Origin of the sequence: Pleurocapsa sp. CCALA 161 (genome assembly GCF_003003995.1) — a bacterium.
Taxonomy (GTDB): Bacteria; Cyanobacteriota; Cyanobacteriia; order Cyanobacteriales; family Xenococcaceae; genus Waterburya.
The window spans coordinates 20,110-36,485 of sequence record NZ_PVWF01000001.1; the positions used below are offsets into that span (position 1 = coordinate 20,110).

General features: G+C 37.9%; 14 protein-coding genes and 1 pseudogene. 8 read left to right on the forward strand and 7 right to left on the reverse strand.

Going from position 1 to position 16,376, the window contains the following annotated elements; translation table 11 throughout:
• Nucleotides 1-121: 121 nt before the first annotated feature.
• Complete coding sequence (locus C7B62_RS00100; RefSeq protein WP_106232570.1) at nt 122-1,567, forward strand: DNA methyltransferase; 1,446 nt, start codon at nt 122-124, stop codon at nt 1,565-1,567.
• Nucleotides 1,568-2,527 (forward strand): annotated as a pseudogene (locus C7B62_RS00105) (AvaI/BsoBI family type II restriction endonuclease).
• A gap of 545 nt (nt 2,528-3,072) precedes the next feature.
• Here C7B62_RS00105 and C7B62_RS00115 read toward each other — a convergent pair.
• The 3 genes from C7B62_RS00115 to C7B62_RS00125 form a co-directional block, all read right to left on the reverse strand.
• A complete protein-coding gene (locus tag C7B62_RS00115; RefSeq protein ID WP_106232571.1) occupies nt 3,073-3,363 on the reverse strand; it encodes an antibiotic biosynthesis monooxygenase in 291 nt (96 codons plus the stop codon).
• Nucleotides 3,364-3,396: 33 nt separating this feature from the next.
• Nucleotides 3,397-4,428 (reverse strand): right-handed parallel beta-helix repeat-containing protein, encoded by a 1,032-nt coding sequence (locus C7B62_RS00120; RefSeq protein ID WP_106232572.1) that lies wholly within the window; start codon nt 4,426-4,428, stop codon nt 3,397-3,399.
• Nucleotides 4,429-4,703: 275 nt separating this feature from the next.
• Entirely contained in the window at nt 4,704-5,174 is a 471-nt protein-coding gene (locus C7B62_RS00125; protein ID WP_106232573.1) for a J domain-containing protein, read from the reverse strand.
• A 249-nt stretch (nt 5,175-5,423) separates the two neighbouring features.
• On the opposite strand from C7B62_RS00125, the gene psaC reads away from it, so the two are divergent.
• Nucleotides 5,424-5,669, forward strand: a complete 246-nt coding sequence (gene psaC / locus C7B62_RS00130) for a photosystem I iron-sulfur center protein PsaC (protein ID WP_006515950.1) — start codon at nt 5,424-5,426, stop codon at nt 5,667-5,669.
• A gap of 260 nt (nt 5,670-5,929) precedes the next feature.
• On the opposite strand, the gene C7B62_RS00135 is transcribed toward psaC, so the two are convergent.
• Nucleotides 5,930-6,199, reverse strand: a complete 270-nt coding sequence (locus C7B62_RS00135) for a type II toxin-antitoxin system RelE/ParE family toxin (protein WP_106232574.1) — start codon at nt 6,197-6,199, stop codon at nt 5,930-5,932.
• A 1-nt stretch (nt 6,200) separates the two neighbouring features.
• Entirely contained in the window at nt 6,201-6,416 is a 216-nt protein-coding gene (locus C7B62_RS00140) for a hypothetical protein (protein ID WP_106232575.1), read from the reverse strand.
• A gap of 385 nt (nt 6,417-6,801) precedes the next feature.
• Here C7B62_RS00140 and C7B62_RS00145 point away from each other — a divergent pair, with 385 nt between their 5' ends.
• The 3 genes from C7B62_RS00145 to C7B62_RS00155 all read left to right on the forward strand — a co-directional run bounded on the left by C7B62_RS00145 (nt 6,802) and on the right by C7B62_RS00155 (nt 12,619).
• Entirely contained in the window at nt 6,802-10,779 is a 3,978-nt protein-coding gene (locus C7B62_RS00145; RefSeq protein ID WP_106232576.1) for a magnesium chelatase subunit H, read from the forward strand.
• A 114-nt stretch (nt 10,780-10,893) separates the two neighbouring features.
• The gene (locus C7B62_RS00150) at nt 10,894-11,559 is read left to right on the forward strand and encodes an SDR family oxidoreductase (RefSeq protein ID WP_106232577.1); all 666 of its coding nucleotides are present in this window, start codon (nt 10,894-10,896) and stop codon (nt 11,557-11,559) included.
• 433 nt (nt 11,560-11,992) lie between these two features.
• Complete coding sequence (locus C7B62_RS00155) at nt 11,993-12,619, forward strand: hypothetical protein (protein ID WP_106232578.1); 627 nt, start codon at nt 11,993-11,995, stop codon at nt 12,617-12,619.
• A gap of 168 nt (nt 12,620-12,787) precedes the next feature.
• Here the strand turns inward: C7B62_RS00155 and tnpA (C7B62_RS00160) are convergent, their stop codons facing one another.
• Complete coding sequence (gene tnpA / locus C7B62_RS00160) at nt 12,788-13,204, reverse strand: IS200/IS605 family transposase (protein ID WP_106232667.1); 417 nt, start codon at nt 13,202-13,204, stop codon at nt 12,788-12,790.
• A 41-nt stretch (nt 13,205-13,245) separates the two neighbouring features.
• Between tnpA (C7B62_RS00160) and C7B62_RS00165 the strand changes: the two genes are divergently transcribed.
• Nucleotides 13,246-14,526 (forward strand): RNA-guided endonuclease TnpB family protein, encoded by a 1,281-nt coding sequence (locus tag C7B62_RS00165; RefSeq protein ID WP_106232579.1) that lies wholly within the window; start codon nt 13,246-13,248, stop codon nt 14,524-14,526.
• A 134-nt stretch (nt 14,527-14,660) separates the two neighbouring features.
• Here C7B62_RS00165 and tnpA (C7B62_RS00170) read toward each other — a convergent pair whose 3' ends face one another.
• Entirely contained in the window at nt 14,661-15,065 is a 405-nt protein-coding gene (tnpA, locus tag C7B62_RS00170; RefSeq protein ID WP_106232580.1) for an IS200/IS605 family transposase, read from the reverse strand.
• A 31-nt stretch (nt 15,066-15,096) separates the two neighbouring features.
• On the opposite strand from tnpA (C7B62_RS00170), the gene C7B62_RS00175 reads away from it, so the two are divergent.
• A complete protein-coding gene (locus C7B62_RS00175) occupies nt 15,097-16,371 on the forward strand; it encodes an RNA-guided endonuclease TnpB family protein (RefSeq protein ID WP_199194003.1) in 1,275 nt (424 codons plus the stop codon).
• The last annotated feature ends 5 nt before the right edge of the window (nt 16,372-16,376 follow it).

Genomic DNA, 16,376 nt, shown 5'->3' on the forward strand with positions numbered 1-16,376 from the left:
AAATCATCAATAAATAATTTTAAGTTAGTAGTGTTTTTTTGTTATTATTTTTTGGGAAAGCTTGATAGAGTAAAAACAAAACATACTCTGTAAAATTTTGGTATAGATATTTAAAATACAAATGATATTTAAAACATCTCAAACAGAAAAAGAAATTTATAATTTAAGTAATAATTATTTAGCAAGAATACAAGACTTAGATATAAAATTAGCTGATTATTATTCTAATAAAATCAAAGTTGAGACAAAGTTAAATAGAAAAATTGTCAGTTTTCAAGCAAATAAGAATATTAACTACTATAGGTGGTATAAGTATAAAGAGGCATTTTCTGAAGATTTAACTCAGTATTTAGCTAATGAATATTGTCAAAATAAAGGGAAAATATTAGATCCTTTTGCAGGAGTGGGAACAACTCTATTTTCTTGTTCTAAATTAGGTTTTAATACTGAAGGGATAGAAGTTTTACCTATAGGTCAGTATGTTATTGAAGCTAATATTATTGCTAGAAATATAAATAGTCAAGATGTTATTAATAGATTAAAGTTTTGGAAAATTCAAAAAATATGGAATTTCAAAGGAGATATTAAAGAATTTGGAATTATCCCTATTACTGAAGGAGCTTATCCAAAAGATACAGAGTACAAAATCAAAAGATATTTAGCAGAATTAGAGTTAGAAGAACCAATACCAAGAAAAATTTTATTTTTTGCTCTATTGTGTATTTTAGAGTCAGTTAGTTTTACTCGAAAAGATGGTCAGTATCTTCGCTGGGATTGTCGCTCAGGAAGAAGACCAGAGAAAAATACTTTTAATAAAGGTAAAATACTTTCTTTTGACGAAGCAATAATAAATAAGTTTGATGAATTTATTCAAGATATTTTTGTTGGAGATAGTAATGAAGATATTTTTTCTTATCTAGAAAATAAGCACAAGCGAGGTAAAATTAATATATTTAAAGATTCTTGTTTGAATATATTACCCGATCTTAAAACTCAAAGCTATGCAGGAATTATTACATCTCCTCCCTATTGCAATCGTTACGATTATACTAGAACTTATGCGCTAGAACACGCTTTATTGGATATAGATAATAATGAGTTATCCTTATTACGTCAAGCAATGTTAAGTTGTACAGTTGAAAATAAGAGAAAAGATTTGCTCTCTTTAAATAATAATTGGAACAAAGCTATAAACATTTGTGATAATCTTAATTTGCTTCAAGAAATTATTGATTACCTAGACTACAAAAAAGAACAAAAAGAATTGAATAATAGAGGGATCGTCAGAATGGTAAAAAACTATTTTTACGAAATGGCTTGTGTAATTCAGGAATGCTATCGCATTTTAGAAAAAGATAGCTTTATGTGTATGGTCAACGATAATGTTAGATATGCTGGTGCTTCTATTTCTGTAGATTTAATTCTTTCTAAAATAGCTGAAGATATTGGTTTTACAATAGAAAATATACTTGTTCTTCCAAAAGGAAAAGGTAATAGCTCACAACAAATGGGAAAACATGGCAGAATTTCTTTGAGAAAATGTATATATATCTGGAAGAAAGAATAGATGCCTTATCAACAACACCTTGAATCTTATGAATCACTAATAACACCCTATGAAGAAACAAGAGCAGGGTTTATTGCATTAGCTTTAGAAAAGAATAGAAAAGCTACACCATTTGTTGAAGAAGCAAAGGCACTTAAAATAATTGCTCAACAAACTAAAACACCAAGAGAACTATTAAATATAAAAAATATACAATCATCTTTACTTACAGCTTCTGCTATTTCAAACAAAGCAAAGAAATATCTTCGATAAGAAGATAGAAAAGAAGCTATTTTAGGTTTAATTGAAAACTTTCTCGAACCATCAGGAAAAGATTTTATTGATGAGCTAGTTTATAGATTTTTATTAACAAAAGGAGATTCTCTTGGTGGAAGTATGAGAAACATTGGAGGTCTTTTGGGAGAATGGAAACTAACTAGAGTATTAATATCTACTCTTTCAGTTTATGGTCAAGAATTAGAATATCTTGATATTAATCATAAAAAATGGCTTAAAGCTAGTAATGAGCCAGATTTAGAGAAAAAAGTAAAAGGACTACATTGGAAAATGGAAGGTCAAGATCGGACTCTTGTGTATAATCTAACTGTGCCTATGGTTAGAAAAAATGTTGATTTAAATTTATTTAACTGTGTACCTGAAGAAATTATTTTTGGCAACAATAAAAAATCTGTACATTACCAGTCTGAAAAATATATTGCTTTGGGTGAACTAAAAGGAGGGATAGATCCAGCAGGTGCTGACGAACATTGGAAAACAGCAAATTCTGCTTTACAAAGAATTAGAGTTGGTTTTTCTAGTAAAAATTGCCAACCATTTACATTTTTTGTTGGTGCTGCAATTGAAAAAGCAATGGCACAGGAAATATACCAACAGCTAGAAAATAAACTTTTAACAAATGCATCTAACCTTACTAATGAAAAGCAAGTAGTATCATTATGTAGTTGGTTAATTACTCTCTAACAAAAAATCTAATCTTATTTTTTAGATGTGGTGACGGTGAAAAATTTACGAGATATCAATCCTAAAGCCTTCCGTAATATTGTAAGACGAGCGATCTAATATGATTAATATCTAAAATTTTATACTTTTGATGAGAAAGTAAAATACAATGGCTTCTCTGTCTAACTTGATAGTATTTACTCTGTTTATTAATTCTCTCTAAGAGTCTAATCGTATCTTTACCTAAGCCTTTAATGTATCTCATTTACCAATCTATTCTTTTTTCTTAGTAACTGCGAGGGCTACATTTGTTGTCGGCGATCGCAATTTAAACTTTCTCAACTCCATTTTCTCAAATTTTATTTAATATATACAAATAATTTTGCCTACTTACTTATTTGGTTTGGAATAAAGCTAGTTTAAGGCATCCAAGAATAGTGTATGCAAGGGATCATTTATTAGAAATTTTATAATTGCCAAATTGTGATGGTATTCACTCTCAAAGTGAATCAATTCATATCGCGTTTTCAATGCCTGGTAATCTTTAAAAGCGATCGCAATTTCTTTTAAATTACAGTTTGGTAATGTTCAACAGTGGGAAAAGGAGCGTAAAAATGATGCAGTAGTTTTTTCCAAGTTTGATATTCAGCAGACTGTCTAAAACCGACGGTATGATCTTCAATAGTTTGCCAGTTAACCAATAATAAATATTGATTTTCTATCTCTAAGCACTTTTGGAGATCGTGAGAGAGATATCCATTCATTGAGGCAATAATCTGGGAAGCTTTCACAAAAGCAGTCTCAAATTCCTGATTCATACCTGGCTTGATGTTTAAGACTGCTACTTCTAAAATCATAGTTTAATCTGACAATACAAAAATACAAACCATTTAGACACCGCCAGTAGTATCACCACCAAAAGTACCGCCTGTATAAAAATCATCCTCAAATAGAGAAAAGTCTGCCGCAGCAGGATCTTCAGTTATGGCAACTAGGGTTTCTAGTTTCTCATTTGCCCAATAGTCTGTGGAATTAATCTCCATGCTAGAGAAGTCGTTATTATCTCCTAGTTCCATAGTTCTAGTCGTGAATTCTGTAGCGTCAAATGCTAAGAAATCTTTAGTTGACGTGACGATGTTGTTGTCGACAATTGACTTGTAGCTTTTTTCATTATAAATCCCTGCTACCCCAACATTTTTATTATAATCAGGGGCTAAAAAGTCTTCTCCTACTCCTCTAATCTCATTGCCATCAATAGTGGTGTTGCTCGTAAGATCATTCCAAATATTAAAAGCATTAACATAAGAAATTTTGTTATCACTAACAGTGACAGCGTTGGTATTGAAAAGCTTGATTCCAGCAGCGTCGAAGCTTTGAGAATGTTCTGCGTCAAGATTGATATCTTCTAGAGTAAGTCCACTAACTATTCCCCCATCAGTATCAGTAACACTAACTCCTTTACGACCAATATTAGATATTTCTGAATCCAGTACCTTAAATCCATCCGCTCCAGCTAGACTGATAGCAATATTGTTTTGACCATCTCTAATTGGGTTTTCAATCCCGATATTATGGATATCAAGATTTTTTAAGGTAACATCACTTGCCTGCTTAACATTAATACCGTTGTTGCCGTTAGTTATAATTACATCTTGAATAGTTGTACCGCTTCCGTTTGAGTTGATGGTGAGAATAGCATCGGTTGCGCCCTTCCCTTTGATAATTGATTTTCCTCTGATCCCATCAATGGTAATGTCCTTGTTGATGTGAATTCCAGATGTATTGTAGGTCCTTCTTCCGAGTATAACGGTATCACCATCATTAGCAGCGGCGATCGCTTTATCCAAATTCCCAGCAAAATCTTTGTCTACATAAAAAACTTTACTCGTTTTTTCAGCAGAAGTATTATTTGAGTTATCCATACAAATGTCTATAAATTTTATATAAGGTTAAAACAGAAAGAATTAAGCTAATGTTGAGGACAAACCGTTGATTTAATCAAACAAGATGACGATCTCTCCTCCCTAAACTATTTTATTGCCCCTTCCTGCCGAGCGTCACCTAACCTAGAGGAAGATAATTTATGGTGAGCCTGTTAACCTTATTCCAGATGGCTTGATTATAGGAGGACTTAAACTCTTATTCTGTGAAGATTGTGTGTCTAAACTGTAAAGTTTAAAGATCAATAATTATCTAATTATCCTCGTAGATAAGCTACGATCGCTACTAACAATAAACATCCAATAAAAGTAAAGCCTAACAATACCAAAACAAAAACTTCTCCCGCAGAAAGTGGGCGATCAGTAGGATCTAGATAAGCCGTCCGAGAAGAGTGAGAATCTTGATTAGATGCCGATTTAGACCAGCTTGGCGCTTGAATTACATTCAGACGTGAATAACCGATTTTCAAGTCGTAGAGCGATCGCTGATCGGGACTACTCAAGACAGCATAAGCCTCATTCAGTTTTTGAAACTCATTTATGGCAACCTGAGGAGGTAATTGGGTCGTGTCAGGATGATATTTTTTACTTAGTTGACGATAACTACGACGGATTGCAATATTCGACGCAGAAGGATGTAGCCCCATCAAACCATAATAAGTATTGATTAAAGTTACCTGGGGTGGCAGTGTTGCCGATGTTTGTCGCGAAGAATTGCTGTTAACCATTGTTTGGTGATGACATAGGCTTTCTTTATTATGTAGCTAACTTTGAGTGTCAAATCAAGCTGTAGTTAGTATTTACCTTAAGAAATATGAAGCATAATCAACAAATCGGTCTATATTTCGTGGTGCTTGTAACAGAATTTAAAGTTATCTCGTCTTTAGTCGAGGGACAATAGGCGCATAGGGTAAACTATCCCTTGATTCTATCTAGAATACGATCACAGAACATTCGCAGTTGGAGCTATATATACAATGTCCCATAGCGTCAAGATTTATGATACTTGCATTGGGTGTACCCAATGTGTACGGGCTTGTCCTACTGACGTTTTGGAGATGGTACCTTGGGATGGCTGTAAAGCTGGTCAAATTGCCTCTTCTCCTCGTACTGAAGATTGTGTCGGTTGCAAACGTTGTGAAACGGCTTGTCCTACAGATTTCTTGAGTATTCGCGTCTATTTGGGTGCAGAAACCACCCGCAGTATGGGTCTGGCTTATTAAGACCAAATCTAATCTTAAATTGCGGTTTTAACCAAAATTTATTTAATGAAACACCTTTTATGTCGTTTGACTTTGATAATTGCGTTGTTAAGCATCGTGATTTGTTAAGTTGGACGACATTTTCTCTGAGTGCGATTCGAGGGCTAAGCGCAGCTTAATCGCCCTAAATTTTAACTTCTACAAATGCGATCGCCTTTCTCTTCTACTTATATCAATTCAAGCGCATTACCCTTAAACTTACACGAATGCTATTAATATAATTATGGAAAATAACGATAAAACTCTTTTCTATGAAGTACCCGCATCACTTCTAAGCGATCACCAGATACTTCAATACCAACTCGATAATCGCCTATACGAATACGATATCGATTAGGATAACCTTTCATTGCTTTGACATTACCAATATTTTGTAAGTCTTCTGCACTGGGTAGAATGTCAAAAGCCAAATTGAAAACTTTATTATAGATAAATTGCTTCTTAAGTTTCTTTAAATCTTTCAAGAAAAGTTGGCGGTATTCGACTTGCAAGTTATTCCTCCAGAAATTCTAAAGCTGCTGCACGATCTAATAGAGGAGAGTTTTTTGCTTCATCCATTGCCTTGTTTAAACAATAGTCTTCTATTCCTGCTGATATTTCGGCTTCAGAAACGGTTTCTATTGTAGTTATTCTCTGCCAAACTTCAATTGGAATAACTACTGCCTTTGGTTTACCGTCTTTATCTGTTAAATATTCAAATTCGATCATTTTTGTAGTGCGCTCGCTTGTCTTTTTATATAAATGCTCGCTTATATCTATTTTACTTTGATACTTATATTGCGATCGCCTTACTCTCCAAATCAAATCTCGCTACACAAATTTAGATAGTAACAGGTGAAAATTGTCAAACATTTTATTATTAAGTAATGTAAAACAAGGTTGAAGTATTCGCTCAATAATTCTGTTAAAGTTTGTTACATAATATTTAGTTATTGTTATCGAATTGTGTCAGATCGGGGATTTGGCGGATTTAGAGGAGCATTTTTTGATAAAAATACTTTACGTAAGCTTTTTAGTCCAGGTTAAGTAAAGAGCAAGCTAATCTTGAAATAACCTGTTCATATCGCCAACTATACAAGGAGAGTCAAGTTATATGTTCACCCAGGTCAAATCCACCGTTCGTCACGTTAAACCCGATGCTGTTAACGGACGCGATCTACTTAGGGTGGTCTACGTCGTACTAGAGCCACAGTATCAAAGTACTTTAACTGAGGCAGCCAAGTCGATCAATAATAATAATCCCCACCTAGCTATTGAACTGAGTGGTTATTTAATTGAAGAATTAAGAAACGAAGAAAATTATCATAATTTTAAACATGATGTCGCTCAGGCGAATATATTTATTGCTTCACTAATATTTGTTGAAGATTTAGCTCAAAAAGTAGTTGAGGCCGTAGCACCTCATCGTGATAATTTAGACGCAGCAGTGGTCTTTCCTTCGATGCCTGAAGTTATGCGTCTGAACAAGATGGGTAGCTTCTCCATGGCGCAGTTGGGTCAGTCAAAAAGTGCGATCGCTCAATTTATGCGCAAGCGTAAAGAAAAGTCGGGCAGTTCTTTCCAAGATGCGATGCTGAAACTGTTGCGCACTCTGCCAAAAGTATTGAAATACTTACCTGTGGAAAAAGCTCAGGATGCTCGTAACTTCATGTTGAGCTTTCAGTATTGGTTGGGGGGCAATGCTGACAATTTAGAAAACTTTTTATTAATGCTGTCAGATAAATATGTTTATCCAGACAGACAAGGTAGCAATGTTCAATATGCCGAACCGATTACCTACCCTGATATGGGGATCTGGCATCCCCTCGCACCCAAAATGTTTGAGGATATTAAAGAATATTTAGCCTGGTTTAATAGCCGTAAAGATATATCTGACGACCTTAAAGATCCTTTAGCGCCCTGTGTTGGTTTGGTGTTGCAACGTACTCACCTAGTGACTCAAGACAATGCTCACTATGTAGCGATGGTACAAGAACTAGAGTGTATGGGAGCGCGGGTTATTCCTGTATTTGCAGGAGGACTAGACTTTTCTAAACCCGTAGACGCTTACTTCTGGCAAGAGGGACAGAACCAAGCCATTGTCGATACGGTAGTCTCTTTGACTGGGTTTGCGCTAGTCGGTGGCCCAGCAAGACAAGATCATCCCAAAGCGATCGAGTCCCTCAAACGTCTTAACCGCCCTTATATGGTGGCTTTGCCCTTAGTATTTCAAACCACGGAAGAATGGGAAGAAAGTGAACTAGGTCTACATCCTGTCCAGGTAGCATTACAGATTGCCATTCCTGAATTAGATGGTGCGATCGAGCCAATTATTGCTTCTGGTCGAGATGGGGCAACAGGAAAATCCATTGCCTTACAAGATCGGGTAGAAGCGATCGCCCGTCGAGCAATGAAGTGGGGTAATCTACGTAAGAAACCCAAGCTGAAGAAGAAGGTAGCCATTACCGTTTTTAGTTTCCCTCCTGATAAAGGCAATGTGGGGACAGCAGCTTACCTTAACGTTTTTGGCTCTATCTACGAAGCCATGAAGGGGTTACGAGATAATGGTTATGATATTCAAAACTTACCTGAATCGGCTGAAGATTTGATGCAGCAGGTGATTCATGATGCTCAAGCCCAGTATGCTTCCCCTGAACTTAATATTGCTCATCGGATGTCGGTGGAACAGTATGAAAGATTAACACCCTATTCCGTGAAGTTAGAAGAAAACTGGGGACCACCTCCAGGACACTTAAACAGTGATGGTCAAAACCTCTTGATTTACGGCAAGGAGTTCGGGAACGTCTTTATCGGCGTACAGCCTACCTTTGGTTATGAAGGCGATCCGATGCGGTTATTATTTTCTAGATCTGCTAGTCCCCACCACGGTTTTGCCGCTTACTACACCTATTTAGAACACATCTGGCAAGCTGATGCCGTCCTCCACTTTGGTACTCACGGTTCCCTAGAATTTATGCCAGGGAAGCAAATGGGCATGTCTGGGGACTGTTATCCTGATAGCCTGATTGGTAGTATTCCTAACATCTATTACTACGCAGCCAATAATCCTTCTGAAGCAACTATTGCTAAACGTCGTAGTTATGCTGCGACAATTTCTTACCTCACTCCTCCTGCTGAAAATGCAGGACTATATAAAGGTCTAAAAGAACTAGGAGATCTGATTGGTTCATATCAAAGCCTGAAAGATGGAGGCAGAGGTATCCAAATTGTGGATACGGTAATGGATCAGGCACGGATTTGTAATCTAGATAAAGATATTGCTTTTCCTGACCACTCCGCCAAAGAGATGACTCAGGATGAACGGGATACCATCATTGGGTTGGTTTACAAACAGCTAATGGAAATCGAATCTCGTCTACTACCCTGTGGCTTACATATTATTGGTAAACCACCATCTGCTGAAGAAGCGATCGCCACTTTAGTTAGTATTTCCAACCTAGACCGCGAAGAAGAAGGAATTATTTCTTTCCCCCGCATCATTGCCAATAGCATTGGGCGAGATATCGATGAAATCTATACTAATAATGATCGCGGTGTCTTAGCCGACGTGCAGCTATTCCAAGATATTACTCAAGCAACTCGTGCTGCGGTAGGTGCTTTGGTCAAGGCACAAATTGATGCCGAAGGTAGAGTTTCCATGGTGTCCAAGCTAAATTTCTTGAATATTGGTAAGAAAGCACCTTGGCTGGAAGCTTTAAACGAACATGGCTACAAAAACATCGATGAAAATGCTCTCAAACCCTTAGTTGAATACCTAGAATTCTGTTTAGAACAGGTATGTGCCGATAACGAATTAGGGGGACTACTCCAAGCTTTAGAAGGCGAGTATGTTCTACCTGGCCCTGGTGGCGATCCCATCCGTAACCCTAATGTCTTGCCTACTGGTAAAAACATTCATGCTCTAGATCCTCAGTCTATTCCTACCCTCGCTGCGGTTCAATCAGCCAAAATTGTTGTGGATCGCTTAATTGAGCGTCAAAAGCTAGATAACGGCGGGAACTACCCCGAAAGCATCGCTTGTGTTCTCTGGGGAACAGATAATATTAAAACCTATGGGGAATCTTTGGCACAAATTATGTGGATGGTGGGAGTACGTCCTGTTCCCGATGCCTTGGGCCGTGTAAATAAACTGGAGTTAATTCCGTTAGAAGAACTTGGTCGTCCTCGAATTGATGTGGTGGTCAACTGTTCTGGTGTCTTCCGCGATCTGTTTATCAACCAAATGAACCTTCTAGATCGCGGGGTTAAAATGGCAGCAGAAGCGGACGAACCTGTAGAAATGAACTTTGTTCGTAAACATGCCTTAGAACAAGCAGAGGAAATGGGTATTAACGTGCGTCAAGCAGCCACGCGAATTTTCTCTAACGCTTCTGGTTCTTATTCTTCTAACATCAACCTGGCAGTGGAAAACAGCAGTTGGGAAGAAGAAAAAGAGCTACAGGATATGTATCTCAACCGTAAATCCTTCGCCTTTAACTCTGATAACCCTGGCGTAATGGATGAAAGCCGTGGTTTGTTTGAGTCTTCCCTAAAAAGAGCAGATGTGACTTTCCAAAATTTAGACTCATCAGAGATTAGCTTAACCGACGTATCTCACTATTTTGATTCCGATCCCACCAAGATCGTATCTAGCCTACGGGATGACGGTAAAAAACCCACTGCTTATATTGCTGATACTACTACAGCTAACGCTCAAGTCCGCACTCTATCGGAAACAGTTCGTTTAGATGCTCGTACCAAAATGCTTAATCCCAAATGGTATGAGGGCATGTTAAGCAACGGTTACGAAGGTGTACGGGAACTATCTAAACGCTTGGTAAACACGATGGGTTGGTCAGCTACAGCCGATGCGGTAGACAACTGGGTCTATGAAGATGTGAATACTACCTTCATCGATGATCCTGAAATGTGCAAACGGTTGATGGATATGAACCCCAATTCCTTCCGTAAGATTGTTGGTACTTTGCTCGAAGTTAATGGTCGTGGTTATTGGGAAACTAACGAAGACAACCTCGACAGATTAAGAGAACTGTATCAAGAAGTCGAAGACAGAATCGAAGGTATTGACTAAGGTTACATATCTTTTCAATAACTAATAGTTTAGAGATGCGATCGCATCTCTTTTTTTTGACGTGAGTAAACTAAATAATATTTAACTTAAAAAAAAACCTACACACAAAACAAAATGGCTATTTACATAGTAACAGGAGCAAATCGAGGCATTGGTTGGGAATATTGTCGTCAGCTTAAAGACAGAGGGGATGATGTTATTGCTGTCTGTCGTTCGGCTTCAGATGAATTAAACAATTTAGACATTTCGGTAGAAACCGATGTCGATATCACCTCCGACCAGTCGGTTGCCAATTTCGTCACCAGACTTGACGGTAGATCGATTGATGTTTTGATCAATAATGCTGGTATTTTAGAGAACGTTAGTCTTAAAAATTTAGATTTTAATAGTATTCGCCAGCAATTTGAAGTAAATGCGATCGGGGCATTAAGGCTTACTCATGCTTTGTTGAACAATCTCAAACAAGGTTCAAAAGTTATTATGATGACTAGCCGCATGGGTTCGATTGAGGATAATACTTCTGGAGGTTCTTATGGTTATCGAATGTCCAAAGTTGCTTTATCTATGGCGGGTAAATCACTGTCTATGGATTTAAAACCACAGAAAATTGCCGTTGCCATTCTTCATCCAGGGTTAGTCAAGACTCGGATGACTGGATTTACCAACTCTGGGATTACACCAGAATGTGCAGTTAAAGGATTACTAGCTCGCATTGACGAATTAAATTTAGAAAATACAGGAACTTTTTGGCACTCTAATGGTGAAATTTTGCCTTGGTAAAACATCAAGGTGCTATGTAAAATTATTGCATCAGTCTGAAGATGTGCTTTAATTTGAAATACTGTAAAGCCTTGACCAAAGTAAGATACAGCCATTTTGCCCCCAAATAAATATCTACCTTAAGATCGACGAAATGACTGAGATCGATAAGGCAATATAGTGATTATTCCTAATCAAAAAAAAGACCTTAAAGTATCTTGGCTAAAGCTAATTTTCTTAGCACATAAACCAAGTTTATTAACATACTTTCTAGGTATAAAAGTTCTAGACTGGGTTGTTAAGTTGATCTTAGCAAATCTTTAAATATAAAAGATTTAACAGCCTGAATCAAATGAAACTTAGATAGAATGATTAGGCTTATTTAATTGACGGCCCAATAAAATAATTCATTATCCAAAATCAAAACTGAGACAAAACTGAGAGAAATATCATTATGGCTTATACAGAACCAGGAAACAATCGAGCAGTTGAAACATTTATGGTGGCTGATGATCGAGATCGAATCAGATGGGGTCCAATTATCGCTGGGATATTTGTCGCCATTGCAACTCAGCTAATTTTAAGTGCATTGGGTGCAGCAGTTGGTTTAAGCGTTGGTGCTACAGGTGGTGCATTAGGTATTTGGTCAATAGTTAGTTTACTGTTGGCTTTGTTTATTGGCAGTTGGGTTGCTGCGAGTGGTTCTGCACCCATGAACCGTAAAACTGCCTTGCTTCAGGGATTAATTTTGTGGGCAACTACATTAGCACTGAGTGCTTGGCTGTTGGCGAGTGGGGTATCAGGAGCATTTGGTGTCGCAGCATCTAATGCAGGCGAGGTGTTAAATCAAGTACAGCAGTCTGGAGGCCCAGCCGTGCCAAATCAAGTGCCTAATATCTCCAATAGTCAGCTCAAGGAAGTTGCTGACGTATCTGGTAAAGCAGCTTGGTATTTTATTATTGGTTCGCTTTTGGGGCTAGTAGCATCTTTAATTGGGGCTTCAGTTGGAGCAAAAAAACCTAGAACAGTGCGTAACACCGTAGTTGCCGATCCTCAAGTACCTCAAAACTTCGTTCCATAGTAAGAAAAATAGTTGAGATAATCATAGGGGACAAAGGATTTAGGTTAGCCTGATTTTTTGTCCTCTATTGATTTTTACTAGAAAATTACTAGAAAAGTAAATTAGCAATATTTTCTAACATTTTAACTGTCTTCCGTAATTCGTCCCCCAGTTTACTGGTGGTATGAATTACGGGCTGGGTCTATCTTGTCCGTCTACATATTTGCGTAACTGCTCTATTGTAACGCCACCGCATGAAGCAATAAAATAACTACCAGTCCACAAAACTTTCTTGTTCCAGTATTTTGTTTTTAGATAATCAGAGTGATTACGCCACATGGTTTTACTAGATGTAGCTTTGAGATTAGCAACTAGATTAGATACAGAAATACTAGGTTTGTAGCTAACCAAAAGATGTACGTGGTCGGCTTCGCCATTGAACTCTAAAAGTTCTCCGTCTCTGGTGATGAGTATAGAAGCAAATATACTTTCAAGTTCTGTCAGTAGTTCATCAGTAAGAATTGATTTTCGGTATTTCGTGACAAAAACTATGTGAGTAGTGAGAATATAAACTGCTCTATATGCTTGATTATATTTAGTTTTCACAAAGATAATGAGTTCGCCAGTGAGAGTGATATTATTATCGTATGAGAAAAGCGACAAAGGTAAGACTATATCCAACCATTGAACAAAAACAACTACTAGCTCAACAATTTGGCTGTAGCAGATTTTGGTGGAACAAAGCTTTGAGCTTACAGTACGAACATCGTTTCGAACAAGAAAGATGGTTAAAACGTACTGAACTCAATGCAATGCTTCCTGGGTTGAAAGTAGAATTACCTTGGCTGTCTGATTGCTATTCTCAGGTTCTACAAGCTACTACCAAGCATTTAGAGCAAGCGTTCAAGAACTGGTTTGAGGGTAGAGCCAAAAAACCAAGATTCAAAGCCAAAAAGAATAATCAGTCAATTAGCTTTCCTCAGAATGTCAAGATTGTCGAGAATAACCTCAAAATCCCTAAAATTGGTTTGATTAAAGCCAAATTTAGCCGTTCAATTGAGGGAGAAATTAAGACTGTAACTATAAGTGTCACTCCTTCGGGTAAATACTTTGCTGCAATTGGATTAGATTTAGGCGACGTTGAAGTAGAGCAATCAACTGATGGAGTCATTACAGGGATTGACTTGGGGCTAAAAGACTACGTAACTTGCCATAACGGTACAGAAACTTATTCAATCAAGCATCCAAAATGGCTAAAACGTCATGAACGTAATCTTAGAAAACATCAAAAACAACTGTCTCGTCGAAACGGCAGTCGCTCTTCGACGGCTTGCACCAAACAAAGCGGTGTAAACATCGCATTGTTTGATGAAACCGTCAAGACCGCGCTGCCTCTCAAAGGAAGCAACAGAAAAAATAAAGCAAGACTACTAGTCACTCGCGTTCACGAGCGACTAAGTAACACTAGGCAAGATTTTTTGCACAAACTATCTCGAAAAATAACAGACGAAAGCCAAGTCGTTGTAGTTGAGAATTTGAATATTAAAGGAATGGTCAAAAACCGTAAATTGAGCAAGGCTATTGTTCAGTCTGGGTGGGGAATGTTCCTCAATTTTCTTAGCTACAAACTAGAACACAAAGGCGGTGTTTTAGTGGAGATAGATAGATTTTTCCCTTCTAGTAAAACGTGTAGTAAATGTGGTTACATACACACAGAATTGGAACTCAAAGATAGAGAATGGACTTGCAAGCAATGCTCCACTCATCATCTAAGAGACGACAATGCTAGTCGTAATATTCGCACTGAAGGAATAAGAATCTTAGGGCTGGGACACAGCCCTCGTGGAGATGATGTCAGACTTGAGGCTTGCTTCGAGCAATTGTCTGTGAAACGAGTACCATCCTTTGAGCAGCTTACTTTGTTCTAGGAATCCCTCAATTTATTGAGGGAGGATGTCAAACAACTTCCACGCGAGTGTCCCCACCCTCAATCGTAGCGGAGCGGAGATAGGGCGGGGAGGGATAGCGTACTGATTTGAAGGCTCGATGCCTGAAAAATCAGTTAACTAGGACTATCCTGCTCATCAATATACTTTCTCAAACGCTCTATCGTTACGCCACCGCTACTAGAAATATAGTACGAACCAGACCAAAAAACAGGCTTCCAATATACTTTGTTTATCTCTTCAGCAAATTCTTTACGCAGTATGCGACTAGATGCACTTTTTAAACTAGCAACTAGCTGAGAAATATTGTTATCTGGATGTAGGTCAATCAAAAGATGGCAATGATCGCTTTCTCCATCAAACTCAAGCATTGTGCTTTTTTTTGTTTTGCATATCCTTTGAAACACCTCAGACATTACTCTCATCATGTCTGAGGTTATTATTTTTTTACGATATTTGGTAACTAAGACCAGGTGTAGGTGAATTGAATAAACAGAGTGAGAACCTTTATGTGGTTTCATGATATACTACCTACAGGTCAACTAAATAATTATGTTAACACGCCGTATCACCTATCGCTTATATCCGTCTACCAGTCAACTCAACAAATTGTTCTACTGGCGACGTATGCACGCCTATGTCTATAACGGCGCAGTGTCTAACAGAATTACTCAGTACAGAAAGTTTGGTCATTCTGTAGACTATTTCGAGCAACAGGCTTCTTTACCTGGCTTTAAGAAAACCTGGACTGAATATTTAGAGCTAAATGCTGGATCACTTCAAGCAACTTTGAAGCGAGTAGATTTTGCTTTTGTTCGGTTTTTCCAAGGACTAGCTAAACATCCAAAATTTAGACCGATTAAACAGTATTCGGGGTGGACTTATCCTGATGCTAGACAGGGGTTTAAGGTACATAGCGATGGCAAAAATGGCTATCTTGAGTTAACCGATCTAGGGTGCAAAATTCAGATGCGCGGTGAAGCAAGAACTTGGGGTAAGTCAACTACCTGCACTATCGTGTATCGAAACGGCAAATGGTTCGCTTCCATCACGGTTAAATGTATTCCAGTTAGGGAAACTGGCAATGGGGCTATTGGCTTAGATTTTGGCTGCAAAACTGCTATCGCAGACAGTAACGGTAACAAAATCGAGCCTCCTAAGTTTCTCAAAGAAGCTCAATCTCAAATCAATAAGATATCCAAACAGTTAAGGAGAAAAAGAAACCCAGAAAAAAGAAAGGTCAAAGGCTCTCGACGCTGGAAAAAAACGCAAGCGCGTCTCGCCAAACTCAAAAGAAAAGTAGCCAATAAGCGTCAAAACTGGATTCATCATCAGGCAGTAGATATAGTTAGCTGTAATAGCCTCATTGCCACCGAAAAACTCCAGATTAAAAATATGACGCGGAAAGCCAAGAAAGGCAGCAAGCGAAAACGTCAAAAGGCAGGACTTAATCGTTCGATGCTTGATGTCGGGATTGGGATGCTCAAAAGTGCTATTGCTTATAAAGCTCTTGAGGCAAACGCGATATATCTAGAAGCCCCTACTCGCTCCCTCAAGCCTACCCAGAGATGTAATCTGTGTTGGAAGTTAACCAAGAAAACTTTGAACGACAGATTGCACGTTTGCTCAAATCATCAATGTAATCATCAAGAAGATCGAGACGTTAATTCAGCCCAGGTGTGTCTCACGTGGGCAAGGGGTTTGGAACGAGCCTCTTTAGATGGTGATGAGTCTAGCTCTACTGAAAGTCCCAAGGTGAGATACTGCGGAGGTTTTCAGCAACTAGCTCAAACGAAGCGTTACTTAACTCATGGCTCAACGAAGTAGCCATG

Coding starts and splice junctions, on each gene's coding strand:
- C7B62_RS00100 (WP_106232570.1), top strand. CDS start 122: ATGATATTTAAAACATCTCAAACAGAAAAAGAAATTTATAATTTAAGT.
- C7B62_RS00115 (WP_106232571.1), bottom strand. CDS start 3,363: ATGATTTTAGAAGTAGCAGTCTTAAACATCAAGCCAGGTATGAATCAG.
- C7B62_RS00120 (WP_106232572.1), bottom strand. CDS start 4,428: ATGGATAACTCAAATAATACTTCTGCTGAAAAAACGAGTAAAGTTTTT.
- C7B62_RS00125 (WP_106232573.1), bottom strand. CDS start 5,174: ATGGTTAACAGCAATTCTTCGCGACAAACATCGGCAACACTGCCACCC.
- psaC (WP_006515950.1), top strand. CDS start 5,424: ATGTCCCATAGCGTCAAGATTTATGATACTTGCATTGGGTGTACCCAA.
- C7B62_RS00140 (WP_106232575.1), bottom strand. CDS start 6,416: ATGATCGAATTTGAATATTTAACAGATAAAGACGGTAAACCAAAGGCA.
- C7B62_RS00145 (WP_106232576.1), top strand. CDS start 6,802: ATGTTCACCCAGGTCAAATCCACCGTTCGTCACGTTAAACCCGATGCT.
- C7B62_RS00150 (WP_106232577.1), top strand. CDS start 10,894: ATGGCTATTTACATAGTAACAGGAGCAAATCGAGGCATTGGTTGGGAA.
- C7B62_RS00155 (WP_106232578.1), top strand. CDS start 11,993: ATGGCTTATACAGAACCAGGAAACAATCGAGCAGTTGAAACATTTATG.
- C7B62_RS00165 (WP_106232579.1), top strand. CDS start 13,246: ATGAGAAAAGCGACAAAGGTAAGACTATATCCAACCATTGAACAAAAA.
- tnpA (WP_106232580.1), bottom strand. CDS start 15,065: ATGAAACCACATAAAGGTTCTCACTCTGTTTATTCAATTCACCTACAC.
- C7B62_RS00175 (WP_199194003.1), top strand. CDS start 15,097: ATGTTAACACGCCGTATCACCTATCGCTTATATCCGTCTACCAGTCAA.